The organism is Klebsiella terrigena (assembly GCF_012029655.1).
Lineage (GTDB): Bacteria > Pseudomonadota > Gammaproteobacteria > Enterobacterales > Enterobacteriaceae > Klebsiella > Klebsiella terrigena.
The window spans coordinates 4,902,929-4,929,355 of record NZ_CP050508.1 but is presented as its reverse complement, the minus strand read 5'-3'; the positions used below and the strand labels follow the sequence as shown (position 1 = coordinate 4,929,355).

The following is a 26,427-nucleotide window of genomic DNA, read 5'->3' as shown; positions in this document are numbered from 1 at the left end:
CGCCTGGTGGGATTGGCGCTAAATGAGGAAAGAAAGATGACCGAAGACGAACTGTTTGCCCGCCGTCCGATGGGGATGCGCATGGCAATGGTGGTACGCCAGTGGCGTGCGACTATCGACGCCGCTCTCAACGATACCGGTATGACCCAGTCAAGCTGGACGGTGCTGATGCAGCTGCATCAGCTGGGGTGCAACGTCTCGGTTAGCGAACTGGCGGAGGTGCAGGGCATTGAACTGCCGCCGCTGATGCGCACCCTTACTCAGCTGGAAAAGCAGGGCTATCTGCTGCGTTCCACATCGCCCTATGACAAACGTATACGCCTGCTGACGCTGACGGCGGAAGGCCTGACGAAACTGGAGGATCTGAATCGCGTGATTGAAACTTATCAATCCCGCGTCACCCGGACCATCCCGGAAGCAGACCTCGCCACCTTCAGCACCACCTTAAATCAAATCGCCTGCAATTTGCGGATAATCCGCGAAGAAGATAACAAGATCTAAAAAACTATGATGACGCCAGAACAAAAATTTGCCCGCTGGGTAAGGGTGAGTATTGCCGCTTTCCTGGCGATCTTCGCCTGGTTTATCGTTGCCGATATCTGGATCCCGCTCACGCCGGACTCCACGGTGATGCGCGTGGTGACGCCGGTATCGCCGCGGGTTTCCGGCTATGTCGCACAGGTCCACGTGCACAACAACAGCCAGGTGAAGAAAGGGGATCTGCTCTACGAGCTGGACCCAACGCCGTTTAGCAATAAAGTGCAGGCTGCGCAAATCGCCTTTGAGCAGGCGAAGCTGAGCAACCAGCAGCTGGACGCGCAGATCGCCGCCGCGCGCGCCAACCTGCGTACCGCGCAGTTCACCGCCCGTAACGACAAAGTTACGCTCGATCGCTATCAGCGCCTGAGCACAATGCAGAACGTCTCGCAGTCGGATCTGGATAAGGTGCGCACCACCTGGCAGACCAGCGAGCAGTCGGTCAGCGCGCTCAACGCCAGCATCCAGAATCTGCTGATCCAGCGCGGCGAACGCGACGATGCGCACAACGTGACGCTGCAAAAATACCGCAACGCGCTGGAGGAGGCGCAGCTGAACCTTGCGTGGAGCAGGATCTACGCCGAAACCGACGGCATGGTCAGCAACCTTCAGCTTAGCCCCGGCCTGTATGCCACCGCCGCCACGCCACTGCTGGCGCTGGTGAGCAACCATACGGATATCGTCGCCGATTTTCGCGAGAAGAGCCTGCGCCATACCGGCGTGAATACCGACGCCGCGGTGGTCTTTGATGCGCTGCCGGGCAAAGTTTACCCGGCGCACGTCACCAGCAGCGACGCCGGGATTTTGGCCGGCCAGGAGCAGGTTAACGGCCAGCTGTCGCAGCCGGAGCAGTCCACGCGCTGGGTACGTGACGCCCAGCGGATGCGCATTCACGTCGAGCTTGACGAGCCGCTCGACAAACCGCTGCCGACCGGCGCCCGCGCGACCGTACAGCTTTACAACAGCGACGGTCCGTTTGCCCGCACCTTTGCCGGCGTGCAGATTCATCTGGTGAGCCTGCTGCACTATGTCTATTAATACGCTGGCCCGGGTTTTTACGCCGCACGGCAATATCGTCTATACGGCGAATGATTTTCGCCAGACGCTGCGCATCGCCGTCGCCGGGACCGTCGCCCTGAGCATTTCAACCTTCTATGACGTGCAGTACGGGGTTTTCTTCGTGGTCTATCCGCTGATGCTGCTGTCGCTGGTGCCGGTGTTTAACCGCCACGTCGCGCGGCAGTTTATCTTCAGCGCCGCGGTAAACTGCGTGGAAATGGTGCTGATCGTCGGCTATCTGTCGCAGTGGCCGGTGATTATGACGCTGGTGGTCTTCGGCCTCTACGTGATGCGCTTTCGTTTTATGAGCCAGGGGCCGCTGTTTCTGCTGGGCTCGATGGGCGTGGTCTGTCAAAGCACGATGCTCAACTTTATGAGCTATCCCACCAGCAACTGGCATACGCTGATGTTTTCCAATATCGAAGCCTGCGTGATGGCGGTGGCCCTCAGCGCGCTGCTGAACTATCTGATCCCGGACGTTGAGCCGCGCCAGCCGCCGCCGCGGATTGAGAAGGATGCCGCCCGTATTCGCCATGAATCGCTGCTTTCCGGCAGCGTTGCGACAATGATTTTCGTCGTTTTCCAGATCTGCGATCTCAGCGATTCGCTGTCAGCGCTGATGGCCGGGATCCTGATCCTCTTCCCGATGCACTACCGCGGCGCGGTGATCAGCTCCATCTGGCGCGTGGTGGGCGTGGTGCTGGCCTGTCTCTACATTCTGGTGGTGCAGCTGCTTATTTATGATTTCAGCAACCATATGGTGCTGATGATGCCGCTGATCGCGCTCGGCCTGGCCTTCAGCGCGCGCCTCCACGTGATGGAGAAAGTCGGGGCCGGCGTGGGCTTCGCCAGCATCACCACCATCGGCATCATGTTTGGTCAGAACCTGCACCCGGATCAGGACCTGATCTTCAGCGATCTGTACCGGATAAGCTCGGTCACTATCTCGCTTATCGTCACCCTGACGCTGGTGTTTCTCGTCCACCGCATCCTGAACTGCTTTGCGCCGACGCGGTTCATTATTAGCGAATAGGATCAGGCAGGGAAGGTGGCGATACAGCGCCACTCTTCGGCGACGTAGCGATAAATCGCCTCCGTGGCGCCGGGAATGACCCACCGCTGCTCCTCTCCCGGCAGGCAGCGAAGAGAGATGCACAGGCCGCAGCCGCCGCGCAGCTGGCGCGGGATATCCTTCACCTGGAAGGCGATCCCCGCCGCCTGCAGGGCCTTGCGGGTGCGTACGACCCCCGGCGTCGAGTGAAATAAAAACAGATACTCCATCATCCGCGGCGCCTCTGGCGCAGGCCTATCAGCGCCGCGCCAACCGCGCCGGCAAACTGGGCATCGGGATGGCTGTGCACCGCGAGCCCGGCGTGGCCTTCGAGCATGCGCGCAAAGGCCGCGCAGCGGCTGACGCCGCCGGTAAACAGCAGCGGTCCCTGGGCTGAAAGCCGGGCGATAAAGTTGGCGCTGCGGCGGGCCATGGCGTTGATCACGCCGGCCAGAATCGCTTCCGGCGCGACGCCCGCCGAGCGCAGGCTAATCACTTCGGATTCGGCAAATACCGTGCACATGCTGGTGATCGCGTGTGGCTCGACGCCTTCGGTGATGCTATCCAGCTGCCCGACGCTGGCACCAAGGGTGCGCGAGATAACCTCCAGAAAGCGCCCGGTGCCCGCCGCGCATTTATCGTTCATCAGGAAGTCGGTGAGATTGCCGTCTTCGTCGAGCTGGATGACCTTGCTATCCTGGCCGCCAATATCGATAACCATGCGGGTGGCGGGTGCCAGAAGACGCGCGCCGAGGCCGTGGCAGGAGATCTCCGTTACCTGCTTATCGGCAAAATCCACCAGCTGGCGGCCGTAGCCGGTTAAGGTTAAAAATGGCCGCTCGCTAAGTCCGGCGCTAAGGGTTTGCCACGCCTCGTTGATGGCGTCGGCCGGGCGAAAAGGCGTCGGGCAGAGAAAGCGTCCCTGGATAACGCCCTCTTTCAGCAGGATGCCCTTCGTGGCGGTGGATCCGGAATCAATACCTACCGTAAAAGTCACGCGCGCTCCTTACAGCATCTCAATGAAGGCCGCGACGCGGGTGCTGAGCTGGCCGATGTCCGCCGTCGAATAGTCGGTCTCAATCGCGATGTAGGGGAGGTTGTGCCGCTGGCGAACGTGGCGCTTAATCGCCATCGATTCAACTGCATAGGTATGACAGGCCTGCAGGATGACGTCCACCACACCGTCGGCCTGATACTCGTCAACCATCTGGCTAAGCAGGGTTAAGCGCTGGTCGTTTGGCGAGATGCACGAGCAGCCGATGGCGAGATACTTATCGGTCAGCGCATCGTAAACGTCGCCCGTCTCCTCCACGCAGCGCTCGGTGGCCTTGGCGCCGGTGCAGTTTTCAAAGCCCACCACCCAGCCGCCGTTCTCTTCAATGGCGCGCACGACTTTTTCCGCCGCGCCGCCAATCGGACAGCCGGTGATCAGAATGCGCGGACGAGCCGCCAGCCGCTGACCACCCTGCCACTGCTGGCGCACGCGATCGGCCATATCGTCGAGCTCGTCGCTTAGCGCGGCTTTATCAAAGCGGAAGGTCGCGCCGTACACCACTTTCAGAATATCGCTGCCGCTGAGGGCGGGAGGATTGAGCTGCCCGACGCGATAGAAGTTGGCCAGCGCCCGCCGCTCGCGGTTCTTAAGGCGCACGGCGTCGCGCAGCGCGGCTTCGCTGATGGTGCGGCCAAAGCGCTCCTCGACCGCCCGCTGCAGGCGCAGGATCTCGGCTTTCCACAGCGCGCGGGAGGCATCGTCGTTGGCGCTGTTCGGCAGCTGCATTACGTGAACCGGCTTGAATTCGGCCATGTACTCATACATTTTCTTTTTGCCGTCGCAGGTGGTTTCACCCACTACCAGGTCGGAAAAATAGAAGTAGGGGCATTTATCCGTTTTGCCAAACCCGTAGCTGCTTTTAATCAGCGGGCAGAGATTACGCGGCAGATCTTTTTCCGCCTCTTCGATGGTTTCATCCGAGGTTGAGCACAGCGAGACGACGACGGCGCCTGCCGCCATCGGGATCTCCTGGGGCATAAACGTGCAGTAGGTTCCGACCAGGGGGATATTTTGCTCTTTCAGGTCCATCACCGTGAGAAAGCCCTTCTGGCGGGCCTCGGAGAACTGGTCAAAAATGGCGGGTAGATCGGTAATTAGCGACATGGTTTTCCTTCCCCGTACACGGGAGATAATGAAAGAGTCGCATTATAACCATGTCAATAGTGTGTGTTTATTGATCTCCCGCCGATGTCGGCCTATTGCGGGGCAACATCAGAACACTTTCTTTGCGTCCATCTCTTCCTGGATCCGCTCGCTGTAGGCCACGTGGGTGCGAATGGCTTCCTCAATCCCGGCGTTATAAAACAGGGGGCCCAGCTGTTCGGCGATAAAATCCACGAAGAACTCGGCATCAAACTGCTCAAGCTCAAGGTCAAAATGTCTTTCGCAGTAGGTACATAGCTTTTCGCGAAGCTGCTCGCGCTCGCCGGGGCTCAGGTTGATTTCAGCCATTTTTACTCCTTAAAAAGTGCTCTGGATCCGCGGCAAGCTCGGCGGGGGATCCCACGATCCGACGCCGGTAGCGGGCCTGGCTCTGCCGCCAGAAAGTCGATAAACGATCCTACCTTAGGATTGCCGTATTTGCCGGGAAAATAGAGCGCATGCGTTTCACTGGCAATTCGTCTCAGGCAGCATTCGCGCTGCCGACTTTATCCGTATCGGCTAAGCGCGGGCCGCTTAGCGTAAAAACAGCGACGGGACCTGCGAGAGCAGCCACAGCAGCAGGCCGATAGTGCCCCCGACCAGGGTACCGTTAATGCGGATAAACTGCAGATCCTTACCGATATTCAGCTCGATCTGCCGCGACATATCGCGGGAGTCCCAGCTCTTCACCGTATCGCTAATATGACGAGTCAGGAAGGTGGCAAACTCCGGCGCCACCCGGTGTGCCGCCTGCTCCAGGTGCTCATTCAGCGACTCGCGAAGGGCGTCATCGTGGAGCAGCGTTTCCCCAAACCACTGCCCGGCCTCGGCGATCCGCTGCTTGATCCGCGAATCGTCGCTATTAACGTCATTTTTAATCCATCCGCGCAGGTCGGCCCACACCTCGCCGAGATAGCGGTTAAACGTCTCGTCGTTTTTCAGATAGGCCTTCATGTTGTCCGCTTTTTCCGCCATCAGCGGATCGGTTTTCAGGCTATCGATCAGCTTCTGTGCCGCGCGATCGAAGGCCTGGCGGATCTGATGGGTGCGATCCTGGCTCACCTCGTCAAGGAGCGTATTCACCGCATCGGTGACCATTTCGGCGCTGTGCTCGCCCAGCCATTCGGTGGGGAGAATTTTGGCCTTGAGCGGATGTTCGGTCTCCAGCCAGCGGATGATGCCGCGGGCAATAAAGGCGCGGGAGCTGTCGCGCTGCAGCAGGGCGATAAGCTGGCTGATAAGGGAATCCAGCAGCTTCTGGTGTCGGTTATCGCGGGTTAGCCCTTCAAGCATCATAGCGCTGGTTTGCGTCAGGTCGACCTTATCGATGGCCTTGTGCACCGCGCGGCGCAGCAGGCGCTGAATGCGCGCATCGTCGGTGAGCTCGAGGAAGCCGCTCATCACCTGCAGCAGATGCTGGCCCACCCGCCGGGCGTTCTCCGGCTGGCTAAACCAGTTGCCGAGCATCAGCGCCGGCTCGTAGCGGCGGATCAGCGCCACCAGCGAGGGGGTGTCGAGGAATTTTTCCTGCACGAAAAAGCCGAGATTATCGGCAATTCGGTCCTTATTACGCGGGATAATCGCCGTATGTCGGGAGACGAACGGCAGCGGAATGCGGCGAAACAGCGCCACTACCGCAAACCAGTCCGCCAGCGCGCCGACCATCGCCGCTTCGGAGATAGCCTTCAGCGCGCTGACCCACGGCGTCGGCGGCAGCAGTAGGGTAGCGACAAAAATCGCGGCCGCCACGAGCAGCAGCGACAGGGCCAGCAGTTTGGCCCGTTTTAGTTCAGCAAGTTTTTCCATAGTCTTAAGCATATAACCTGACGGCTAACTCATGCAAAAACTGCCAGATAATCCAGCCGCCAAAGCCCATCAGTACCGCGCCCGCCGCCCGTTCAACCCGCCAGATGACGGCGCCAAGGCGGCGCTGAACCTGCGGCAGGGCGATCAGCGAGACCAGCAGTAAATCCCACAGCAGCACGACGCTGGTCATCCAGACACCGCTGGTTATCTGCTGGGCGAGGGTCACCTGCGGGCCAAGCAGGGAGGTCATCAGCGCGAGATAAAACAGGGCATTTTTGGGGTTAAGCAGCGCCGAGGCCAGCCCGAGCAGCAGCTGTCTGGCAAGCGAAGGGCGGAGGGCTGCCGCCGCTTCCAGGGTGAATGCGCCGGGCCGGCTCCGCCACAGCTGGCCGCCGAGCCACAGCAGCCAGGCCGCCCCCAGCAGCGCGATTGCGCTAAACAGCAGCGGGGCGTGACGCACCATGCTCCAGCCGACGATGGCGACGGCAATATACAGCCCGTTACCCAGCGCGATGCCGATGCACAGGCCGGCGCTACCGCGCAGGCGATAGCGGATGGCGTAGCCCATCAGGAGAAAGAAATCTGGCCCGGGGCTCAGCAGGGCAACGAAGTGGGAGAGCGCCAGCGCCGGAAACGCGGGTGGGAAAAGCGAAGTAAGCATGTCCATAGTGACCTCGGAATAAATCTGAGATCACCCTACGCAAGGCTCGGCGCTAATTATTGTCTGATATTGATCGGCCAAGCGCGTACTGGCGCGGCGTGGCGGCGGTGTAGCTGACGAAGGTTTTATGGAAGTGGCTCTGATCGGCAAATCCGGCCTGATAGCCGACGTCGGCTATCTCATCCCCGGCGCGCAGGCGGCGCCTGGCGTACTCGATCCGCGCCATATTGATAAAGCTGGCTGGCGTCAGGCCGGTATCCTGCTTAAAGGTGCGGATCAGGGTCTCTTTGCGCAGCGCAAATTCGTCGGCCAGCGCATCCAGCGAAAGCGGTTCCGGCAGGCTTGCGGTCACCCTGTCGAGCAGCCGTTCGCTGCTGCCGTGAAGGCGTTCCGGCGGCATCGGGTATAGCGGCAGCTCCCGCAGCAGCCGCCCGATGGCGGCGGGTAGCTCGGCAGTCCGCTGCTGCAGCGTCAGCTGAACGATATGCTGATACTGAAGAAAAAGATCGGCGCCGCGCAGCATCGGCTGCGGTGCGGCAAGCCGCACGGCGCCGGACAGGGCAGGAAGCTGCGCCAGGCACCAGTCAACGTCGAGATAGAGCATGTGGTAGCTGCGCGGCCGTCCCGCAAGGGGATTACAGCTGTGCGGCGCGCCGGGCGGGATCGCTATCAGGTCACCGGGTTGCAGCAGGTACTCTCGTCCCTCGCAGATACAGCGCGTTTCCCCCTCAATAATAGCTCCCAGCGAAAGCTGTGGGTGGCTGTGGCGTTTATACGCCCGGCGGCTGCCCCAGGTGCTGCGCAGCTCCAGCCAGGGAAGCGCGGCGTCGCGCCAGAAGGTTTGCGGGATATCGCGAGTGTGGTTCACAAAAGCTCCTGTAGCGAAATGATTATGGATTTATAGCACGCCCACCGGCGGCTGTCTCCGGAGGGAGTTTTGCGAGCGGGCAGGCGAAAAAATGTCGTTATTATCTCTGGATAAAAATATCCTCCGTCCCGGCACGCAAAGAGATAAACGGCGGCGTGCGGGCTGGGTGACCGGCAGGTAGAGTCGCTTTAGTACTCCTCCGCGCAGGCTGATTGCAATGGAAAAAAGCCCGACGTCGACGCCGCATGATGCGGTTTTCAAAAAGTTTCTCCGGCACGCGGATACCGCGCGGGATTTCCTGGACATCCACCTGCCGTCCTCGCTACGCCCGCTCTGCGACCTGGAGACGCTGCGGCTGGAATCAGCAAGTTTTATTGAGGATGACCTGCGTGCCTGCTATTCCGATGTGCTTTGGTCGCTGAAAACCACCGCCGGTGAAGGCTATATTTACGTCGTTATTGAGCACCAAAGTTCGCCGGATGCCCATATGGCCTTCAGGCTGATGCGCTATGCCATTGCGGCGATGCAGCGCCATCTGGATGCTGGCCACAAGCGCCTGCCGCTGGTAGTGCCCATGCTGTTCTATCACGGTATCGCCACGCCTTACCCTTACTCGCTGTGCTGGCTGGATGGCTTTACCCATCCGGCGCATGCCCGCGGGTTATATGCGACCGCTTTTCCGCTGGTGGATATTACGGTGATCCCGGATGACGAAATCGTCCAGCACCGACGCGTAGCGTTGCTGGAGTTCATGCAAAAGCATGTCCGCCAGCGCGATTTGACGAAGCTGGTCGAACAGATTATCGCCATTTTGGTTAAGGAATACACTAATGACAGCCAGCTAAAAACGCTGTTTAATTACCTGGTATATTCCGGCGATGCCCCCCGTTTTGGCAGGTTTATTCGTGAGCTTGCCCGGCGGGCACCGCAACATCATAAGGAGAGGCTGATGACGATTGCGGAAAGAATAAGGGAAGTCTGGCGTAGAAAAGGTCGGCTTGAAGGGCGGCGAGCCGAAGGGCTGCGCATTGCCCGTACCATGCTGGCGAACGGCATCGCTCTGGAGACGGTGCTGCGCATCACCGGTCTATCAGAAGAGGAGGTTACCGCCGCGAAGCATTGATTGTGTCGCGGCATGGCTGTATTAGGTGTCATAGCCGCGATGATTCATTTCTCTTAATCCCGCTCTGCGCCGGATATCACCTGACGATCTCCGGCCGGAATCCTCCGTAAATACCTAACTTTACCTTTATGTCCAGCTATCTCTACTAACCTTAATGTCCTGAGCGGTATTTATGACTGCATTAATGACGATACTAAGGAGACATACGACATGGCCTATCAGACGGTGAATCCTGCAAATAATCGGCTTATTAAAGAGTACGCCCCGCACAGCGATGCTGACGTGGAGGCGGCGCTGCAGAAAGCGGATGCGCTCTACCACTCCGCATGGTCGAAGGGCGATATTGCCCAGCGCTTACCTATCCTGCACAGGCTGGCGGACCTTATCGATAGCCGGGTTGAGGAGCTGGCGAAAATTGCCAGCCAGGAGATGGGCAAGCTCATCGGCCAAAGCCGCGGCGAGGTGAAGCTCTGCGCGCAGATCGCCCGCTATTACGCCGATAACGCCGAGCGCTTTCTCGCCCCGGTGAAGTATCCCTCTGAGCTCGGCGAGGCGTGGGTTGAACACCATCCTATCGGCGTGCTGATGGCGGTGGAGCCGTGGAACTTCCCCTATTACCAGCTGATGCGCGTGCTGGCACCGAACATGGCGGCGGGGAATCCGGTTCTCGCCAAGCACGCCAGCATCGTTCCACACTGCGCCGAAACTTTCGCTCATCTGGTGCGAGAGGCCGGCGCGCCGGAGGGAGCGTGGACCAACCTGTTTATTTCCCAGGATCAGGTGGCGAAGATTATTGCCGACGATCGCGTGCGGGGAGTGGCGTTAACCGGCTCGGAAAAAGCGGGTGGCGTCGTGGCGGCGCAGGCGGCGAAGCACATTAAGAAATCGACTCTCGAGCTGGGCGGCAACGATGTCTTTGTGGTGCTGGATGATGCCAGCCTCGACAAGGCGGTGAAGACTGGCGTACAGGCGCGGCTCAACAATGCCGGTCAGGTTTGTACCGCGGCGAAGCGTTTTATCCTGCACGAAAAAATCGCCGAGCGCTTCCTGAGCCAGTTTACCGAGGCGTTCCGTCAGGTGAAGATCGGCGATCCGCTGGATGAGAGTACCACGCTGGGGCCGCTTTCTTCCAAAGATGCCCTGGAGACGCTGACCAAACAGGTGGATGAGGCGGTGAAGCATGGTGCCAGGCTGCATCTTGGCGGCAAGCCGGCACAGTGCGAGGGCAACTATTTTTCACCGACCATTCTGACCGGCATCACCCGCGATAATCCGGCGTACTTTGAAGAGTTCTTCGGCCCGGTGGCGCAAATTTATGTGGTGAAGGATGACGATGAGGCGATCCGCCTGGCGAACGATTCGCACTACGGGCTCGGCGGCGCGATATTCAGCCAGGATACCGAGCGGGCGAAACGGATGGCGTCACGAATTGAGACCGGGATGGTCTATATCAACTGGCTGACCGATACCGCGCCGGAGCTGCCGTTTGGCGGCGTGAAGCGCTCCGGCTTTGGCCGCGAGCTGGCGGATCTGGGGATTCGAGAGTTTGTGAACCAGAAGCTGGTGGTGATCCGTCGCTAATTTAGGATGCAAAAAGAAAAACCTGCCGTCCGGCAGGTTTTTTTTGCGCCTATTGGGACGATCGGAAGGTAACTCCATCCCCAACACCGGTGCCATCAATCAGTCTCTTTGTTTAGAGTTTTATTGATATTTGATTAATTGATATACATCAATTTAGATCTTATTTAATGCGGGTTGTATGTTTTTAGAATGATCTATTAAGAGTTATGCGAAACGAAAATTTTCATGCGGAATATAAACGATTAACTGTCAAGTTAGCACTGTGAAAATGATATTTGCAAGTGTGAAAGTTTATTGTGTAAGTTGGCGTGATGCGGTTTTGTATATTAAAAAATACTTGTGGCTATGTAAAAATGGTCGGCATCATAAGATGTTATTCTTAGAAAGAATAATTGTGTCTACTTCAATATATTTTATGGTATGTATCATGCTCCAGTTAATATTACAGGTAACTATAGCTGATGAAACTGGAATGGATGATCTTATATCATTTGGTCAATGCCAAACTGTGTATTCATCGGAGCGAAAAATGTAACCCTTTAAATAGTTCAGTATTAAATGATGAGTCTGGTGTGGAGGATAATATTTCTATTACTGAGCATGTGCGGTAAAGGCAGGGGGTCGGGATGGTCAGAACATATTGAAAATATGAGGGAGACATGATGGGAACAGGAAGTAGTGAAAAAATAGCGGACAGGATTGCGAATATTTTCCTGTCTCCAGATACCATAACGGGACTGATAAATGGCGCTTTAACTGTACCTCTCGATCTTGCATACCTTGCCCGCGGTTTTTTTGATACCGATAATCGATTTGCCTACCAGACACAACGGATCAGAATGGCACAGGCTATTCATAATGACATTCTTAACTATGACCACATCATCAATGCCGTAGAGCTTATCTTCGAAAAATTTAATAAATACCTGACTATTCACCAACAAGATGCCGTGTATCGAGCCGTTGTTTCATCCATTGCAGGTCGATTCCTGGCAGCGAAAATTACCTCTACTATTGCTGGTGCCGTTCTCGCACGCCTTTCATTTGTCAGCGCTAAAAGTGGGACAAGAGCCTCCGGTCAAATAGCTATGCTATTGCTCATTGGTGGAATGAGTGAGCGCTCGATTAGGACTTCTGAAAATCTTGCCAATGAAGCCCCAGAAGTGTACGAGATACTGCGTCCACACGATTACGACCTGATATATTTCCTCATTGAACCTGCGGTCAAACCTTTCGTGGATGCGATTCACATTGCCGTTACCCGCGGACAGCCAGAATTTGAAAAAATAATAAATATGGTTGGAGAGAAACTACATGTCCTTCAATAAGGTATCACGCGACTTGTTAGACATGCTGCTGTTTGCCATCGTAAATATCTGGGACGTTGTCCAGTCAGTAATTTTTATCGGTGGCTTTATTGTTTGCATCATGCTGCCAGTGGTGTGGCCGATGAAATTTGTCTATATGACCGTATGGTTCATTACTGCCTGGGCCATATCAAAGCTCGTCGATCGTTTAGACGAGTATCGTAAAAAAGGTAAAAATATAAATTAAGGATATCGCATGTCAAATCCAGCCTATTTGTGGTTTATCGATGAAAATGGATCTCCAATTGTTGGAGGTTCCATGGTACTCGGGCGTGAAGGTTCAATTGAGGTCAAATCGCTCTCTCATCACCTGACTATTCCGACTGACCGTAACACGGGGAAGTTAACCGGTACGCGTATTCACACCCCAATACTGATACAAAAAGAGTTCGACCGCACTACACCTTTGTTGGCTCGGGCTATCTGCAGAGGAGTTACGCTCAAGTCGGCTGAGATAAAGATGTATCGTACTAACGAGGCAGGGTTTGAGGTCGAGTATTTCAACATGCTTTTAGAAAATGTAAAGGTAACAGGCTTCACTCCAGGTCTGCATCCGGGAGTTGCATCTGGAACACATCTGGAAAATATTGAAATGCGTTATGAAACCATCCAGTGGAAGTATACGGATGGGAACATCATCTTTAAAGATGGCTGGAACGAGCGAGCCACTGCCTAACGGGATACTGGCTATCATAGACTCGAACTTCCGGGTCTTGTTGATCTCTTAGAGTTGAACTGGATATCTCAGCAGGACGCACTTTAGATACAGCATCAATAGCGGGCGGATCTGGGGATTCGAGAGTTTGTGAACCAGAAGCTGGTGGTGATCCGTCGCTAAGTTAGGATGCAAAAAGAAAAACCTGCCGTCCGGCAGGTTTTTTTGCGCTTCTATCGGGGTTATTAGAAGGTAACACCGCCGCCAACATAGGCGCCATCGATCAGGGTATGGTTCGGACGGCCGTCTTTGCCGTCGACGCTCACGTGGCGGTAGCCCACTTTAAGCGTCACCGGGGTAATTGGGCTCCAGCTCACGCCGCCGTTGGCTTCAACGTAGTTTTTCACGCTGTTGTTCAGGCCTTCCGGTGCGGCATAGCCTTCACCAAATACGTGGATACTGTCGGTCAGCGCAACGTTAACGCCGCCACCGATTGGGAATGCCACGCCGTTATCGCCTTTTTTCGGCCCAAGGTAGATGGCTTTTGCGCCGGCATTGAACATCACCGGGCCAACTTCCAGGTTATAACCCGCGCCAACGCCGCCGGTCTGAGTACCGTCGTCGGTATTTTTGAGCCAGTTGCTTTCGGCATAAACACCGGAGGAGGATTTACCCAGTTCCATATTGAGGTTGGTAAAGTTTTTCCCCTGTTCGACGGTAAAGCCCATCGCCATTGCTGAGCCGGAAACGGCGGTCAGAGCAGAAAGGATAAGGATATTGAGCTTTCTCATGGTTTATGCCTCGTCATTAAATTAATCTGAGGACACCCTAACAAGCGACGTTTACGACTGCAAATGTGATGGTGGTTGAGATTTTATGCTGAGGTTGTTATTAAAGCTCTCTATTGATGTTGTTGATTAGTTAATTTATCGCAGCGTCAATGATTAACGTTTTGGCGTTTAGATTAAGTTTAATTTTTTTCCTAAACATCAGTTGAACGAGGCGGGAGATATTGATTGGCGCTGAACTAATTCGCTTTCTAATAATCCCCTAGAATGTTTCCATAGTAACAAGTAAAAACTTAAATTTACATTTTTGTGATTAAAAATGACTCAGCAATACCTTTAAACAGTTTCCGCCATTGAGGTATGGCGCATAGTGATGAGCCTTATTGATGTGGAGAAACGGCATCCGGATAATGCTTTTACTGTTGTCGAGACAGTTTATCTTACCTCTTTATTATTTAACGTTCTGGTAATTATTAAATTGATGGTATGAATATATCCTTGCCTGTTGTGCTGGTGCGTGAGAAATCTAAAACAAACCATGTAATAATCTTGTAATTGTTGCGTTGTTTAAACTGCATTTTTATCTGCTTAATATCAGATCGCGATCGCAAGCCTATCTCTAAATTGACGTTTACCCGAAAATATAGAGTGTTTAAACTTTGTTCATGGAGTTAGCGATCGCAAGGAACGGCTATGTACTATCGAAGTGAAGTTATCAGTTATTTACAGGCTAACAGAATCCTCGCATTGAAGCTTGACCATGCATTAACGGGCGTCGGAAGGACGGTATCAGAACAGATTAAATTGACGGGCGCGGGCGCTAAACGCGCGCTGTATTACGCATCCTGCTTTACAGATGAATATCAGGACGTATGTCAGCGGCAGAAAAATGAAGATCTCAGATTCAAGCAAGGTGTTTTTCATCTTATTGAAAGGGGAGGGGTTATTTATGACATGCTAAATATATACTATGATGAAATATTTAAGTACAAAACATTCACTCAAATAGAGTACATCAAAAAAATTCTAATGGCAGCTAATGTTCATATTGCTGCCAGTTCCCTTACCAATGCTGGGTTTGCTTTAGCAGTTGCCGCCTCTGTTGCTATGGGCTTGAATGTAAGTCTTGATATGAGTGCTTTGTCAGGCCGCTGGGCTAACAGGGGAATCATAGCAATGGGCGCGTATGGAATTGTTCAGAAAGCAGCTGACAGCGCTTATCGCCTCCACATTATATATCCCGCATTCTACGATGCACTATACGTGAAAGAACTGGAGATGATGTATTTCCTGATAGAACCATTGTTTGAGCGAACTGGGGCGCTTAAGGCCCAATGGGCATCGGACGGCGACATTGCAGATATAATCATCAGAATGATTAGATAATTATAATCAATATTATCAGAAGGTTTTTCAGACGACTATTTCGTTCCTTAGTTTCTCTACATGGCCCTGCGTTACTGACTTTTGTATTTGCAATTGTCTTTGTTCCTTTTTTTTCTGATGGCCCCATTTGGCCCGTAGGTTTGTTCGCTATATTCATAATCTATATATTTGCGCGCTATGTGAAATGGTAAGAATAGTCAGGTGAATATGTAAGCACTTATTCATCAGCATATTATCTACATTGTCTTTGTTATCGTCAGCATTAGTTGATTGTTATGATGAATTATATAAAGAGGTTTTTAAAATGGCAGTGTCGAATTTTATTTTCAATGTATGGGCCTACATGGCTAACTATCATATTTGCATTGATTCAAGAGTATTTGTTTCCTTCCAGTCCAGTGTGGCCAATAGGTATATTCTTTGTATTTATGATGATTATATTTGGACGCTACGTGAAATGGTAGCACCAAAAATAAAATTTTTATCAAATTAACTTATACCCTAATTATTTCGAGCCGCAGACACGCGGCGCCGCGGCAGCCCGTAAGGACGAAGCTCATGGATGCGCCGAGTAGCAAAGCCAGCGCGGATGCGGCTTGAAGTATGACGAGTATATAAGGAAATGAAATATGTCTACTCCCGCACACCTGTGGCTTGAGGATGAAAACGGTTCTCCAATTGTTGGCGGTTGTTTAATGCCTCTGCGCTTAGGCTCCATCGAATTAAAATCATTCTCGCACGGCGTCACCATTCCCGTTGATACGAACCGGGGCAAGCTTACCGGCACGCGCATTCATCGGCCGATCGTCGTCGTGAAAGAGTTCGACCGAACGACGCCCGTTCTCTATCGCGCCGTGTGCGAGGGGCGGACCCTGAAAAAAGCCATTATCAGAATGTACCGCATTATGGCATCAGGCATTGAGGCTGAATATTTCAATATCATCCTCGAAAACGTCAAAATCACCACGGTTTCGCCGTACCTTTCCCCCAATGGCCTGAGCAGCACCCATCTTGAAACGCTCGAATTACGCTATGAGGCCATAACCTGGAAGTACAGCGAAGGAAACGTTATTTATCGTGATACCTGGAATGAGTTCTGCACTTCCTGATGCCTTCACGCTAGCCCTCTTCCAGGGTAAGAGGGCTAGCGTGTAAATCGTTACTTCCGCAATCCGGCAAATGCCGCCCGAATCTCCTCTTCCGGCAGGTTAATGCCGATAAATACCAGCGTGCTGTGCGGCTGGTCGTCGCCCCAGGGGCGGTCCCAGTCGGCGCTGTACAGGCGCTGGACGCCCTGGAACAGCAGGCGGTTAGGCTCGCCGTCAATCCACAGCATCCCCTTGTAGCGCATCAGCTGCTCGGCGAATGAGAGCAGCAGATTTTCCATGACCCGCGACACCTCGCTGATATCCACCGGGTAGTCCAGCTCCACCACGATCGACGACACGTCGTTTTGCTGGTCGGCAATAAAGTGGAAGCGCGGCTTAGCGCTCACCACCCGCTCTTCCAGCATAAAGCCGCCGGTATTAAACAGCTGGCTCAGATCGATATCGCCGTGGGTGACCGCGTAAATTGGCGCCCGGGCGTTGATACGCGCCAGCCGTTCGCACAGCGCCTCGCTGCTGCCCGCGACGTCGGTTTTGGTCAGCAGAATACGGTCGGCGTAGCCCACCTGCGACTGGGCGATGGTGAACTGATTCATCTGCTGGTCGGCGTGGACCGCATCAACCAGCGCAATCACCCCATCCAGCAGGTAGCGTTCACAGAGGATCTCATGGGAGAAAAAGGTCTGAATGATCGGGCCAGAATCGGCCATGCCGGTGCACTCAATCACCAGTCGGTCGAAGGCAATCTCACCGCGATCGCGGCTGTCGAGCAGGTCGAGCAGGGCATCTTCCAGCTCGTTGGAACGGGTGCAGCAAATGCAGCCGTTGGTCAGGGTTTTGATCTGGGTGGCGCGATCGCCAATCAGCTGGTCATCAACGGAGACTTCACCAAATTCGTTTTCGATCACCGCGATTTTAATGCCGTGCTGCGCGTTGAGAATATGCCGCAGCAGGGTGGTTTTGCCTGCGCCAAGAAATCCGGTCAGCAGGGTGACTGCAATCGGTGTCATGCGTGCCTCCATTAACAGCAGCGTACGCCGCCTTCGCCGCTTCCGCCGTAGCGCGCTTCCTGGCGCTCGCGGAAGAATTCGTTGTAGGTCATATACGGCTTATCCGGATGGTTGGCTTTCATATGATCAACGTAGTTGTCGTAGTCCGGAATGCCAATCAGCATCTTCGCCGCCTGACCGAGGTACTTCTTTGCTTCGCCTAAGTTACCAAACATCAAATTATCCTTACAGGCATAAAGTTCGCTGATGCAGGCGATGTGACCTGCCATTTTGCATCCGGGCGGCGCCCGCCGTTCTCAGGTAGCGCGCGCCCGCTGCGCAGGGATGACAATAATGCCGCGTCGCTCACTGAAAAGCCCCGCCGAAGCGGGGCTGAACGGGGCTGGATTAGTGGTGTGAAGAGGTCTTCACGCCGCCTTCCGGCACCGGCACGTACGGGGTCTCTTTGTCGGTGCGTACCTTATTGTTACGCACGTTGATCCACGTTTTGATGCCGTAGAAGATGATGCTGTAGACCACCACCAGGAACAGGATGCTTAAACCGGCGTTGGTGTAGTTGTTCACCACGATATGGTTCATGTTGGCAATCTGCTGCGGGCTAAGCTCGCCGCCGGCGGCAATCTTCTCTTTGTACTGCTGGGCCATAAAGAAGAAGCCTTCCATCTGCGGGTTGGTGCTGAACAGTTTCAGACCCAGCGCCCAGGTGGTGCACAGCAGCAGCCACAGGGCCGGAACTACGGTGACCCAGATGTATTTGGTGCGCTGCATTTTGACCAGCACCACGGTGCCAAGGACCAGCGCCACGGCGGCCAGCATCTGGTTAGAGATACCGAACAGCGGCCACAGGCTCTTCACGCCGCCCAGCGGGTCGACCACGCCCTGATACAGCAGGTAGCCCCACAGGCCTACGCAGCCCGCGGTCCCTACGATACCGGCAACCAGTGAATCGGTTTTCTTCAGGAACGGCACGAAGTTGCCCAGCAGATCCTGGAGCATAAAGCGGCCTGCGCGGGTACCGGCATCAAGGGCAGTCAGGATAAACAGCGCCTCAAACAGAATACCGAAGTGGTACCAGAAGCCCATGTCCGCCATCGGGATGATTTTGTGGAACACGTGGGCGATACCGACGGCCAGGGTTGGCGCGCCGCCCGCACGGTTCAGCACCGACGGTTCACCGATGTCTTTCGCCGTTTGCAGGATCTGCTCTGGCGAAATCACAAAGCCCCAGGAGCTGACGGTGGCCGCCGCATGGACGGTGACTTCTTTCAGCTGCGCGGCAATCATCGCGGCGTTTTCGCCGCCCATCTCATGCAGGTTCGGCATCACGATACCGAGGCCGGCCGGCGGGGTGTTCATCGCAAAATAGAGGCCCGGTTCGATGATAGACGCTGCCACCAGCGCCATGACCGCCACGAAGGACTCCATCAGCATTGCGCCATAGCCGATAAAGCGCGCGTCGGTTTCGTTTGCCAGCAGCTTCGGCGTGGTACCGGAAGCGATCAGCGCATGGAAGCCGGAGACCGCGCCGCAGGCGATGGTGATAAACAGGAACGGGAACAGGGCACCTTTCCACAGCGGGCCGGTACCGTCGATGTACTGAGTGACCGCCGGCATTTTCAGGTCCGGGTTAAGGATAACGATACCCAGCGCCAGGCCGACGATAACGCCGATTTTCAGGAACGTCGCCAGGTAGTCGCGCGGCGCCAGAATCAGCCATACCGGCAGCAGCGCGGAGATAAACGCGTAGCCGATCAGGGTGAAGGTGATAGTGGTGTCTTTAAAGGTCAGCGCCGGGCCCCAGTACGGGTCGTGGGCAATCACGCCGCCGAAGTAAATAGACGCCACCAGCAGCACGATACCGATAACCGAAATTTCGCCCACGCGTCCCGGACGCAGGAAGCGCATGTAGATCCCCATAAACAGCGCGATCGGCACGGTTGAGCAGACGGTAAAGACGCCCCACGGGCTTTCCGCCAGCGCCTTCACGACGATCAGCGCCAGCACCGCAAGGATGATTATCATAATCAGGAAGCAGCCGAACAGGGCAATCGACCCCGGAATCGGGCCCATCTCTTCTTTGATCATTTCACCCAGCGACGAACCGTTACGGCGCGAGGAGATAAACAGCACCATAAAGTCCTGCACCGCCCCCGCCAGCACCACGCCGGCCAGCAGCCACAGCGTGCCGGGCAGGTAGCCCATCTGCGCGGCCAGTACCGGACCAACCAGCGGGCCCGCGCCGGCGATAGCGGCAAAGTGGTGGCCGAACAGCACGTAGCGGTTGGTCGGCACGTAGTTCAGGCCATCGTTGTTAATGACCGCCGGCGTCGCGCGGGTTGGGTCGAGCTTCATCACCTTTTGGGCGATGTACAGGCTGTAGTAGCGGTAGGCCACCAGATAGACCGATACCGATGCGACGACAATCCACAGGGCGCTAACGTGCTCCCCGCGACGCAGGGCGACGACCGAAAGGCAAAATGCCCCGATGATTCCAAGAATCACCCAGGGTATGTGCTTGAATAGTTTTTTAGTATCCATAGTAAAACCTGGCGTTATGAGTTGAATAATTGGCCGAAGCCGTCTGAACGTAATTTTGAGGAGGTATTGAGTCACTATGCTGGGGAGGATCTTGCCAGAACTTTGCGCGCGTAAAGTTGGGTAAATCAACGAGTGGTTGTATGGCGGGTTAAGCGGTCACTTGCGGGAGTAAGCGGTTGGGCAGGAAATGAACAGCAGGATAATATGTGATTGAGATCACAAGAATTTCTCCCCCCTGGCAGCAGGGGGGAGAGCGGGCCTGGCTAGACGGCGGCCGCCATCTCCATCATCACCGGATGGAAACGACGCTTGAAGTAAATCAGCCCGTGGCCTTCCTGGCTTAGGGTGATGTTCTTGATCTCGACCAGATAGACCAGGTGGCTGCCGATAGTCTGCACCTGGCTGATATCGCCTTCGAGACTGGCCAGCGAATCCTTCAGCACCGGCTGCCCGAGCACGCCCTTCTGCCAGCACGAGAGGCTGAAGCGCTCCTCCATCGTCACCCCGGTCATTCCGGCAAAGTGGCGCGCCATCACCTCCTGCTCATGGTTCAGGACGTTAATGCACAGCCTGCCGTTGCCCTGGAACACCGGATTCATTGCGCTGTTGGCGTTGATACACACCATCACCGACGGCGGAGTATCGGTTACCGAGCACACCGCGGTGGCGGTGATGCCGCAGCGGCCGGCATCGCCTTCGGTGGTGATCACGTTCACCGCCGCCGACAGGCTGGACATGGCATCGCGAAAGCGCAGGCGTTGTTCATCTAATTGCATTGTGACCTCCCGCTGTGAATTACTTCAGCAGCTTATCCAGGATATTGATATCAGAGTTATTGTGCAGGTGCGGCACCGTCCAGCCGTGCTGGTCATACTCGGAAAGGCAGCGATCGACCATCGCCATCATTTTGTCCATGTTGCCGGAGGTCTGCGCCTGGCGCAGGCACTGCAGGCGAATCTCATCCTGGCTACCGGAGTAGTTGATTTCATACAGCTCGTGGCGGCCGCCGAACTCGCTGCCGATCGCATCCCACATCAGCTTGAGGATCTTGATGCGTTCGACGTGATCCATGCCGTTGGATCCGCGCACGTATTTCGCCAGATACTGGTCGATCTGCGGATTATTGAGGTCGCGCGCGCTGGACGGGAGATAGATCAGGCCGCTGGTGACGTTACGCTCGATGATGTTTTTGATCTTGGCGTAGGCCATCGGCGCCATCACGCGGTAGGTTTGCAGCGCAGCGTGATCCGGCAGCCAGGCGCCGTTAACCCACGGCGTCGCCTCGGAGCACATCGAATCGCTCAGCGCCCAGAACATATTGCGCCAGGCCACCACCTCGCCGAGATCCGCCTGCACGCCGCGGAACTCCAGGGTGCCGGTGCACTCCAGCGAGCGCTTGAGCAGGGCGGTGATAAAGTCGAGCTTAACCGCCAGACGTACGCAGGCCTGCAGCGGGTACATGCGGGCGAAGCCGCCCTCCATGGTCCAGCGGCGGCAGCGATCGAAATCGCGATAGATCAGTACGTTCTCCCACGGGATCAGCACCTTATCCATCACCAGGATCGCATCGTTCTCGTCGAAGCGGCTGGAGAGCGGGTAGTCATACGGCGATCCGGTGACGCCGGCGACCATTTCGTAGGAGGCGCGGGAGATAAGCTTCACCCCTTCGGCGTCCATCGGGGCGACGAACATCAGCGCGAAGTCCGGGTTTTCCCCCATCACCTGCGCGGAGCCGAAGCCAATCATGTTGTAGTGGGTCAGCGCCGAGTTGGTGGCGACGACTTTCGCCCCGCTGACCACGATCCCGGCATCGGTCTCTTTTTCCAGCTTGATGTAGACATCTTTCACCTCATCGGCCGGCTTATGGCGGTCGATCGGCGGGTTGACGATGGCGTGGTTAAAGTACAGGCCGGTTTCCTGAATGCGGGTGTACCAGTTGCGGGCGTTCTGTTCGAACTGGCCGTAAAACGCCGGGTTGGCGCCCAGCGCGCAGCCGAAGGCGGCTTTGTAGTCCGGAGTGCGGCCCATCCAGCCGTAGCTCAGGCGCGACCACTCGGCGATGGCGTCGCGCTGCTGGCGCAGATCGTCGGCGCTCTTCGCCACGCGGAAGAACTTATGCGTATAGCCGCCGCTGCCGGTATCGGTGTTCCAGCACAGGGAGTCCTGCAGCGCCGGTTTGTGCAGAGCATCGTACAGCTGGCCGACGGAGGCGGCGGCGTTGCGGAACGCCGGGTGCGTGGTGACGTCTTTGACGCGCTCGCCGTAGATATAAATTTCGCGGCCGTCCTGCAGGCTCTTCAGGTACTCTTCCCCGGTTAACGGGCGTTTAGCGTCTGCGCGGAAATCTTCAGGTTTCATCGGGACCTCTTCAGTATTAAGCGGTATATCCCGTCATGCTTCGGGCGGCGCCTTTTCGGCTGCGGCTCGAAGCATTCAGGGTACAAAGGTTAAATTTATGTTTTCTTTTTGTTGTTTAATTGAAGCGGTTTACGTGGGTTCCGTGAAGAGACTTTTAGGTCAACGGCAGGTACTTTTCAGGCGGGATGGCGTTCTGTGATCCGGGTTGGTTTTTCGCTTTTTTGCCGTCGCGCGCCGGGGATTGCGGCAGCTGAGTTCTCCGGCCGCGCTTCGCCTGCCGGGGCCTGGCGCTTATCGCCCGGCTGCCGCTGGCAGGGAAAGCTCAGGAGACCGGTACTTTTTGCGTTCTGAAGGCGCTGGGCGAGCAGCCGACCAGGCGATGAAAAAAGCGGGCAAAATAGGCCGGGTCCTTAAACCCCAGCTGCCAGGCGATTTCGTTGACCGCGCTATCGGAAAACAGCAGCAGCCGCTTGGCCTCGCGCAGCTGCCGGTCGAAGATAAGGCGCTTCGGCGGCCGGTTGGCAAAGCGCCGGCAGATGTCGGTCAGCCTTGATTCGGTAATGTGCAGCTCATTGGCGTAATCCGGCACCGTCCGGTGCTGGTGGTAGTGGCTGTCGATGGCCTGGTTAAAGCGCTGGAACAGCTTGAGCTCGCCGCGGATGCCGCTGGCGGCGTGGTCGTCGAGCCTGGCGTTACGCAACAGCAGGGTGAACACCGCCTGCGCCAGCAGCACCAGCGTATGCTCGCGCCCCGCCAGCTGCGCGGTCGATTCGCGCTCAATCAGCCGCCAGTAGTGGGCCAGCGCCGCGAGCTCGTCCGGCTTATCGGCCAGCGACAGGCACATTCCCGGCAGGCCAAAGGCCTCCCGGGTGCCGGGATAGAGCACCTCCAGCAGCGGCCAGATCAGGTCCTCCCGCACGGTTAGCACGTGGCCATCGCTCTCGGAGCCGGTGATAAACGCATGCGGCACCGACGGCGGCGTCAGGACGAACAGCGGCGCCTGCACCGAGTAGCGGTGGTCGTCGAGCTGCAGCTCAATCTGCCCGGTATCGAGAAAGTGCATCTGAAAGTACTGGTCGTGGCGATGGGCCTGCATGTCGCGGCCAAAAAAGGCCGCCATGCGGGCGAACGACTGGTAGTGCACGTCTTCCGTGCCCAGGCTTTCATCGTACTCTTTATTGATATCGATATTGGCGATCGAACGCTGGGGCATAGCCGCTCCTTAAGGCGTGGCGCGCGGGCGCGAGGCTTTCATCGGAATGGCCCAGATAATCACGGCGCCAATCACCAACAGGCTGGCGACGAACCACAGGCCGCTGTTAAAGCTGCCGGTCAGATCCTTCAGCCAGCCGATCATAAACGGACTGAGCGCCGAGCCGATATTGCCGGTCGCGTTGATCACGGCGATCCCGATAGCCCGCGCGCGCAGGCTGATCGACTGGTCCGGCGTGGTCCAGAAGATGGCCATTGCGCTGAACGATCCGGTTGAGGCCATGACGATCCCCAGCATCTGGATCAGGTTGTGATCGGTCGCCGAGGCCAGCAGCCAGCCGGCGGCGGCAAACAGGAACGGCAGGGCGGTATGGTGCTTGCGCTCCTGGCATTTATCCGAGTGTCGGCTCCAGTAAATCATCCCCAGAATGGTACAGATCTGCGGGATCGCCGCCAGCAGGCCGATGGTGATATTGCTGCTTCCCTCGTTAAAGCTTTTGAGGATCTGCGGCGTCCAGATGCTGATCGCGCTGAGCGTATTGGTCAGGCAAAAATAGGCCAGGGTGTACATCAGCACGATCGGCGTTAGGACTTCACGCCACAGGCTGCGCTGCTGCATCGCGTGGTGGCTGATGGCGCCTTCCGGCTGTACCAGCGTCAGCCGGTCGTTATCCATCATCTCCTGCAGGCACTTTTTGTCCTCCGCAGTCAGCCATTTGGCTTTTGCCGGAGAGTCATCCAGCCAGTACCAGACCATGATGCCCAGCAGTACCGACGGGAACCCTTCGAGCAAAAACAGCCATTGCCAGCCGTGGAGATTGAACAGGCCGTCCATCGACAGAATATAGCCGGAAACAATCGAACCGATGGCGGTGGTCACCGGCATGGCAATCATAAACAGGGCGTTGGCGCGGGCGCGGAAAAATGCAGGAAACCAATAGGTTAAATAGAGCAGGATGCCGGGCAGAAAGCCGGCCTCGGTGATCCCCACCAGCATGCGCAGCACGTACAGGCTATTAGGGCCGGTGGCGAACATCGTGGCGGTGGAGGCGATCCCCCACAGCACCATGATGGTGGCTATCCAGCGGCGGGCGCCGACGATGCTGAGCATAATATTGCTCGGAATACCGAAGATGACGTAGGTGGCGTAGAACAGCGTAGTAGCCAGGCCGAACATGGTGGCGTTGAGCCCCAGATCCTGGCCCATCGTCAGCCCGGCAAAGCCGATATTGATGCGGTCGAGAAATGAAAAGATAAACAGCACGAACAAAAATACGATCAGGCGGCGAAACAGCTTATTGATAACCGACTGCTGCTGCGCCGTCAGCTGCTTGTGCTGATTGGCGGGATCGCGCGTCTCCGGAATAGCTGATGATGTGTCGCTCATGGTCTTTCCTCTGATGGGAATTTTTGTAGGGTCGCGATGTGGCGTTATTAATAGACGCCGGACTGGGCTGCCGTTCCGCTGGCGCCAAAGCGCTCGGCTAAGGCTTCGGCGGCGCGGGCGAGCAGGGTGGTATCGACGCCGACGGCGACAAACAGCGCGCCGAGCGCCAGATAGCGTTTTGCCAGCTGCTCGTTGGCCATCAGGATCCCCGGCGCTTTGCCCGCCTGCCGAATTTGAACGATGGCGCTTTCGATAGCCGCCTGCACTTGCGGGTGCTGCGGATTGCCGCCGAAGCCCATATCGGCGCTGAGATCCGCCGGGCCGATAAACACGCCGTCCACCCCCTCAACGTCGAGGATCTGCGGCAGGTTTTTCAGCGCCTCGCGGGTTTCAATCTGTACCAGCACGCACATGGTGTCGTTGGCCTGGTGGAGATAATCCGGGATGCGGTTCCAGCGCGAAGCGCGGGCCAGGGCGCTGCCGACGCCGCGAATGCCGGCCGGCGGATAGCGCGTGGCTTTCACCGCCAGCCGCGCTTCGTCGGCATTTTGTACCATCGGCACCAGCAGGGTTTGCGCCCCGACGTCCAGTAGCTGCTTAATCTGCACCGGGTCATTCCACGAAGGGCGAACCACCGGCTGGCTGGCGTAGGGTGCCACCGCCTGCAGCTGGGTCAGCACCGTCTGCACGTTGTTTGGCGCGTGTTCGCCGTCAATCAGCAGCCAGTCGAATCCGGCGCCGGCCAGCAGCTCGGCGCTGTAGCTGCTGCAGAGTCCCAGCCACAGGCCGATTTGCGGGCGCCCGGCCTGCAGCGCATCTTTAAACGCATTATTCATCTTCTTTCCCCTACACAAAGCGGCAGCTAATCGCGCCCATGTTGCCGTAATCGACGTGGAAGGTATCGCCTTTGCGCGCCGCCACCGGACGAGTAAACGAGCCGCCGAGGATAATTTGCCCGGCCTCCAGCTGCACATCGTGCGCTGCCAGCTTGTTCGCCAGCCAGGCAACGCCGTTGGCCGGGTGATTCAGCACGCCGGCGGCGACGCCGGTCTCTTCGATGACTCCGTTGCGGTACAGCAGGGCGGAGATCCAGCGCAGATCCAGCTCGTCAGGCTTAACCGGCCGGCCGCCGAGGATCACCCCGGCGTTGGCGGCGTTATCGGAGATGGTGTCGAACACCTTACGCGGGCGCTGGGTTTCAGGGTCGACGTTGTGGCAGCGGGCGTCGATCAGCTCCAGCGCCGGGATCACGTAGTCGGTGGCGTTATAGACGTCGAACAGCGTACAGTTCGGGCCGCGCAGCGGTTTCGCCAGCACGAAGGCCAGCTCGACCTCGATGCGCGGAACGATAAAGCGGTCGGTGGGAATATCGCCGCCGTCGTGGAAAAACATATCGTCGAGCAGCGCGCCGTAGTCCGGCTCGCTAATCTGCGAGCTGGCCTGCATTGCCTTCGAGGTCAGGCCAATTTTATGGCCCTTCAGCACCCGGCCTTCGGCAATTTTCAGCTCGACCCACTCGCGCTGGACGGCGTAGGCATCCTCAATGGTGATCGAGGGATAATCGAGCGAGATGGCACGGATCTGTTCACGCTGCTTTTCGGCCTGGTTCAGCCGCTGGGCGATCAGGGTGCGGGTCTGTTTATCGAGCATAGGGCTTCCTGTGACATTGCCTGCAAATGGGTACCATCGGGTCTCCCGGGCGCCGGACGAGAGCGCCGACGTCGGGGAGCCCGCGTC

The 26,427-nt window shown here is 56.6% G+C and carries 26 protein-coding genes; 9 read left to right on the top strand and 17 right to left on the bottom strand.

Annotated features, from left to right (window positions below; all coding sequences use genetic code 11):
* Nucleotides 1–36 precede the first annotated feature (36 nt).
* From HCK03_RS23135 to HCK03_RS23125, 3 genes are read left to right on the top strand one after another with little or no spacing between them, the layout of a single operon-like run.
* Nucleotides 37–501: a MarR family winged helix-turn-helix transcriptional regulator gene (locus tag HCK03_RS23135; RefSeq protein ID WP_115193641.1), complete on the top strand. Its 465-nt coding sequence runs from the start codon at nucleotides 37–39 to the stop codon at nucleotides 499–501.
* A gap of 6 nt (nucleotides 502–507) precedes the next feature.
* Entirely contained in the window at nucleotides 508–1,575 is a 1,068-nt protein-coding gene (locus HCK03_RS23130) for an HlyD family secretion protein (protein WP_041143888.1), read from the top strand.
* Nucleotides 1,565–2,629 carry a DUF2955 domain-containing protein gene (locus tag HCK03_RS23125; RefSeq protein ID WP_041143889.1) on the top strand — a complete coding sequence of 355 codons (1,065 nt, stop codon included), beginning with the start codon at nucleotides 1,565–1,567 and terminating at the stop codon, nucleotides 2,627–2,629. The genes HCK03_RS23130 and HCK03_RS23125 overlap by 11 nt, the downstream gene beginning before the upstream one ends.
* Nucleotides 2,630–2,631: 2 nt before the next feature.
* Here HCK03_RS23125 and HCK03_RS23120 read toward each other — a convergent pair whose 3' ends face one another.
* From HCK03_RS23120 to HCK03_RS23090, 7 genes are all read right to left on the bottom strand, one after another.
* On the bottom strand, nucleotides 2,632–2,880 hold the full coding sequence (locus HCK03_RS23120) for a putative Se/S carrier protein (protein ID WP_167692241.1): 249 nt from the start codon (nucleotides 2,878–2,880) through the stop codon (nucleotides 2,632–2,634).
* Nucleotides 2,877–3,644 carry a putative 2-hydroxyacyl-CoA dehydratase activator YjiL gene (gene yjiL, locus HCK03_RS23115; RefSeq protein ID WP_167692240.1) on the bottom strand — a complete coding sequence of 256 codons (768 nt, stop codon included), beginning with the start codon at nucleotides 3,642–3,644 and terminating at the stop codon, nucleotides 2,877–2,879. The genes HCK03_RS23120 and yjiL overlap by 4 nt, the downstream gene beginning before the upstream one ends.
* 9 nt (nucleotides 3,645–3,653) lie before the next feature.
* Nucleotides 3,654–4,805 carry a double-cubane-cluster-containing anaerobic reductase gene (locus HCK03_RS23110; protein ID WP_167692239.1) on the bottom strand — a complete coding sequence of 384 codons (1,152 nt, stop codon included), beginning with the start codon at nucleotides 4,803–4,805 and terminating at the stop codon, nucleotides 3,654–3,656.
* Between the two features lie 108 nt (nucleotides 4,806–4,913).
* Nucleotides 4,914–5,153: a DUF2164 domain-containing protein gene (locus HCK03_RS23105; protein ID WP_167692238.1), complete on the bottom strand. Its 240-nt coding sequence runs from the start codon at nucleotides 5,151–5,153 to the stop codon at nucleotides 4,914–4,916.
* Between the two features lie 225 nt (nucleotides 5,154–5,378).
* A complete protein-coding gene (locus HCK03_RS23100) occupies nucleotides 5,379–6,662 on the bottom strand; it encodes a DUF445 domain-containing protein (RefSeq protein ID WP_080773196.1) in 1,284 nt (427 codons plus the stop codon).
* Entirely contained in the window at nucleotides 6,655–7,317 is a 663-nt protein-coding gene (locus HCK03_RS23095; RefSeq protein ID WP_041143895.1) for a LysE family translocator, read from the bottom strand. Before HCK03_RS23095 ends, HCK03_RS23100 begins: the two co-directional genes overlap by 8 nt.
* Nucleotides 7,318–7,363: 46 nt before the next feature.
* Entirely contained in the window at nucleotides 7,364–8,179 is an 816-nt protein-coding gene (locus HCK03_RS23090; protein ID WP_167692237.1) for an AraC family transcriptional regulator, read from the bottom strand.
* Between the two features lie 217 nt (nucleotides 8,180–8,396).
* Here HCK03_RS23090 and HCK03_RS23085 point away from each other — a divergent pair, with 217 nt between their 5' ends.
* The 4 genes from HCK03_RS23085 to HCK03_RS23065 all read left to right on the top strand — a co-directional run bounded on the left by HCK03_RS23085 (nucleotide 8,397) and on the right by HCK03_RS23065 (nucleotide 12,926).
* Nucleotides 8,397–9,302, top strand: coding sequence for an Rpn family recombination-promoting nuclease/putative transposase (locus tag HCK03_RS23085; protein WP_123552640.1), 906 nt, complete (start codon nucleotides 8,397–8,399; stop codon nucleotides 9,300–9,302).
* A gap of 210 nt (nucleotides 9,303–9,512) precedes the next feature.
* On the top strand, nucleotides 9,513–10,883 hold the full coding sequence (locus tag HCK03_RS23080) for an NAD-dependent succinate-semialdehyde dehydrogenase (protein ID WP_167692236.1): 1,371 nt from the start codon (nucleotides 9,513–9,515) through the stop codon (nucleotides 10,881–10,883).
* Between the two features lie 659 nt (nucleotides 10,884–11,542).
* Entirely contained in the window at nucleotides 11,543–12,211 is a 669-nt protein-coding gene (locus HCK03_RS23075) for a hypothetical protein (protein ID WP_143967754.1), read from the top strand.
* Nucleotides 12,212–12,446: 235 nt separating this feature from the next.
* Nucleotides 12,447–12,926 (top strand): Hcp family type VI secretion system effector, encoded by a 480-nt coding sequence (locus HCK03_RS23065; RefSeq protein WP_143967753.1) that lies wholly within the window; start codon nucleotides 12,447–12,449, stop codon nucleotides 12,924–12,926.
* A gap of 224 nt (nucleotides 12,927–13,150) precedes the next feature.
* Here the strand turns inward: HCK03_RS23065 and HCK03_RS23060 are convergent, their stop codons facing one another.
* Nucleotides 13,151–13,696: a YfaZ family outer membrane protein gene (locus tag HCK03_RS23060; RefSeq protein ID WP_167692234.1), complete on the bottom strand. Its 546-nt coding sequence runs from the start codon at nucleotides 13,694–13,696 to the stop codon at nucleotides 13,151–13,153.
* Between the two features lie 690 nt (nucleotides 13,697–14,386).
* Between HCK03_RS23060 and HCK03_RS23055 the strand changes: the two genes are divergently transcribed.
* Together HCK03_RS23055 and HCK03_RS23050 are read left to right on the top strand one after the other, a co-directional pair.
* Nucleotides 14,387–15,079 carry a hypothetical protein gene (locus tag HCK03_RS23055; RefSeq protein WP_115193629.1) on the top strand — a complete coding sequence of 231 codons (693 nt, stop codon included), beginning with the start codon at nucleotides 14,387–14,389 and terminating at the stop codon, nucleotides 15,077–15,079.
* 629 nt (nucleotides 15,080–15,708) lie between these two features.
* Nucleotides 15,709–16,188, top strand: coding sequence for an Hcp family type VI secretion system effector (locus tag HCK03_RS23050; protein WP_115193627.1), 480 nt, complete (start codon nucleotides 15,709–15,711; stop codon nucleotides 16,186–16,188).
* A 50-nt stretch (nucleotides 16,189–16,238) separates the two neighbouring features.
* Here HCK03_RS23050 and yjiA read toward each other — a convergent pair whose 3' ends face one another.
* From yjiA to hpaH, 9 genes are all read right to left on the bottom strand, one after another.
* Nucleotides 16,239–17,195 (bottom strand): GTPase, encoded by a 957-nt coding sequence (gene yjiA, locus HCK03_RS23045; RefSeq protein ID WP_167692233.1) that lies wholly within the window; start codon nucleotides 17,193–17,195, stop codon nucleotides 16,239–16,241.
* 11 nt (nucleotides 17,196–17,206) lie between these two features.
* Nucleotides 17,207–17,410, bottom strand: coding sequence for a YbdD/YjiX family protein (locus HCK03_RS23040; RefSeq protein WP_041143903.1), 204 nt, complete (start codon nucleotides 17,408–17,410; stop codon nucleotides 17,207–17,209).
* A gap of 172 nt (nucleotides 17,411–17,582) precedes the next feature.
* Complete coding sequence (locus HCK03_RS23035; protein ID WP_041143904.1) at nucleotides 17,583–19,733, bottom strand: carbon starvation CstA family protein; 2,151 nt, start codon at nucleotides 19,731–19,733, stop codon at nucleotides 17,583–17,585.
* A 263-nt stretch (nucleotides 19,734–19,996) separates the two neighbouring features.
* Nucleotides 19,997–20,509 (bottom strand): 4-hydroxyphenylacetate 3-monooxygenase reductase subunit, encoded by a 513-nt coding sequence (locus tag HCK03_RS23030; RefSeq protein WP_041143905.1) that lies wholly within the window; start codon nucleotides 20,507–20,509, stop codon nucleotides 19,997–19,999.
* A gap of 19 nt (nucleotides 20,510–20,528) precedes the next feature.
* Nucleotides 20,529–22,091, bottom strand: coding sequence for a 4-hydroxyphenylacetate 3-monooxygenase, oxygenase component (gene hpaB / locus HCK03_RS23025; protein ID WP_167692232.1), 1,563 nt, complete (start codon nucleotides 22,089–22,091; stop codon nucleotides 20,529–20,531).
* Nucleotides 22,092–22,413: 322 nt separating this feature from the next.
* On the bottom strand, nucleotides 22,414–23,304 hold the full coding sequence (gene hpaA, locus HCK03_RS23020; protein WP_167692231.1) for a 4-hydroxyphenylacetate catabolism regulatory protein HpaA: 891 nt from the start codon (nucleotides 23,302–23,304) through the stop codon (nucleotides 22,414–22,416).
* A gap of 9 nt (nucleotides 23,305–23,313) precedes the next feature.
* A complete protein-coding gene (gene hpaX, locus HCK03_RS23015) occupies nucleotides 23,314–24,690 on the bottom strand; it encodes a 4-hydroxyphenylacetate permease (protein ID WP_041143908.1) in 1,377 nt (458 codons plus the stop codon).
* A 47-nt stretch (nucleotides 24,691–24,737) separates the two neighbouring features.
* Complete coding sequence (hpaI, locus tag HCK03_RS23010; protein ID WP_167692230.1) at nucleotides 24,738–25,526, bottom strand: 4-hydroxy-2-oxoheptanedioate aldolase; 789 nt, start codon at nucleotides 25,524–25,526, stop codon at nucleotides 24,738–24,740.
* Between the two features lie 10 nt (nucleotides 25,527–25,536).
* Entirely contained in the window at nucleotides 25,537–26,340 is an 804-nt protein-coding gene (gene hpaH, locus HCK03_RS23005; protein WP_041143910.1) for a 2-oxo-hept-4-ene-1,7-dioate hydratase, read from the bottom strand.
* Nucleotides 26,341–26,427: the final 87 nt, after the last annotated feature.

Excerpts from the sequence above, each read along its gene's own strand:
- HCK03_RS23105 (WP_167692238.1), bottom strand. The coding sequence starts at position 5,153 with ATGGCTGAAATCAACCTGAGCCCCGGCGAGCGCGAGCAGCTTCGCGAA.
- hpaX (WP_041143908.1), bottom strand. The coding sequence starts at position 24,690 with ATGAGCGACACATCATCAGCTATTCCGGAGACGCGCGATCCCGCCAAT.
- HCK03_RS23125 (WP_041143889.1), top strand. The coding sequence starts at position 1,565 with ATGTCTATTAATACGCTGGCCCGGGTTTTTACGCCGCACGGCAATATC.
- hpaB (WP_167692232.1), bottom strand. The coding sequence starts at position 22,091 with ATGAAACCTGAAGATTTCCGCGCAGACGCTAAACGCCCGTTAACCGGG.
- HCK03_RS23100 (WP_080773196.1), bottom strand. The coding sequence starts at position 6,662 with ATGCTTAAGACTATGGAAAAACTTGCTGAACTAAAACGGGCCAAACTG.
- HCK03_RS23060 (WP_167692234.1), bottom strand. The coding sequence starts at position 13,696 with ATGAGAAAGCTCAATATCCTTATCCTTTCTGCTCTGACCGCCGTTTCC.
- HCK03_RS23030 (WP_041143905.1), bottom strand. The coding sequence starts at position 20,509 with ATGCAATTAGATGAACAACGCCTGCGCTTTCGCGATGCCATGTCCAGC.
- hpaA (WP_167692231.1), bottom strand. The coding sequence starts at position 23,304 with ATGCCCCAGCGTTCGATCGCCAATATCGATATCAATAAAGAGTACGAT.
- HCK03_RS23050 (WP_115193627.1), top strand. The coding sequence starts at position 15,709 with ATGTCTACTCCCGCACACCTGTGGCTTGAGGATGAAAACGGTTCTCCA.
- HCK03_RS23085 (WP_123552640.1), top strand. The coding sequence starts at position 8,397 with ATGGAAAAAAGCCCGACGTCGACGCCGCATGATGCGGTTTTCAAAAAG.
- HCK03_RS23120 (WP_167692241.1), bottom strand. The coding sequence starts at position 2,880 with ATGATGGAGTATCTGTTTTTATTTCACTCGACGCCGGGGGTCGTACGC.
- HCK03_RS23135 (WP_115193641.1), top strand. The coding sequence starts at position 37 with ATGACCGAAGACGAACTGTTTGCCCGCCGTCCGATGGGGATGCGCATG.
- HCK03_RS23095 (WP_041143895.1), bottom strand. The coding sequence starts at position 7,317 with ATGGACATGCTTACTTCGCTTTTCCCACCCGCGTTTCCGGCGCTGGCG.
- HCK03_RS23055 (WP_115193629.1), top strand. The coding sequence starts at position 14,387 with ATGTACTATCGAAGTGAAGTTATCAGTTATTTACAGGCTAACAGAATC.
- HCK03_RS23040 (WP_041143903.1), bottom strand. The coding sequence starts at position 17,410 with ATGTTTGGTAACTTAGGCGAAGCAAAGAAGTACCTCGGTCAGGCGGCG.
- hpaH (WP_041143910.1), bottom strand. The coding sequence starts at position 26,340 with ATGCTCGATAAACAGACCCGCACCCTGATCGCCCAGCGGCTGAACCAG.
- hpaI (WP_167692230.1), bottom strand. The coding sequence starts at position 25,526 with ATGAATAATGCGTTTAAAGATGCGCTGCAGGCCGGGCGCCCGCAAATC.
- HCK03_RS23035 (WP_041143904.1), bottom strand. The coding sequence starts at position 19,733 with ATGGATACTAAAAAACTATTCAAGCACATACCCTGGGTGATTCTTGGA.
- HCK03_RS23065 (WP_143967753.1), top strand. The coding sequence starts at position 12,447 with ATGTCAAATCCAGCCTATTTGTGGTTTATCGATGAAAATGGATCTCCA.
- HCK03_RS23110 (WP_167692239.1), bottom strand. The coding sequence starts at position 4,805 with ATGTCGCTAATTACCGATCTACCCGCCATTTTTGACCAGTTCTCCGAG.
- HCK03_RS23075 (WP_143967754.1), top strand. The coding sequence starts at position 11,543 with ATGATGGGAACAGGAAGTAGTGAAAAAATAGCGGACAGGATTGCGAAT.
- HCK03_RS23130 (WP_041143888.1), top strand. The coding sequence starts at position 508 with ATGATGACGCCAGAACAAAAATTTGCCCGCTGGGTAAGGGTGAGTATT.
- yjiA (WP_167692233.1), bottom strand. The coding sequence starts at position 17,195 with ATGACACCGATTGCAGTCACCCTGCTGACCGGATTTCTTGGCGCAGGC.
- HCK03_RS23080 (WP_167692236.1), top strand. The coding sequence starts at position 9,513 with ATGGCCTATCAGACGGTGAATCCTGCAAATAATCGGCTTATTAAAGAG.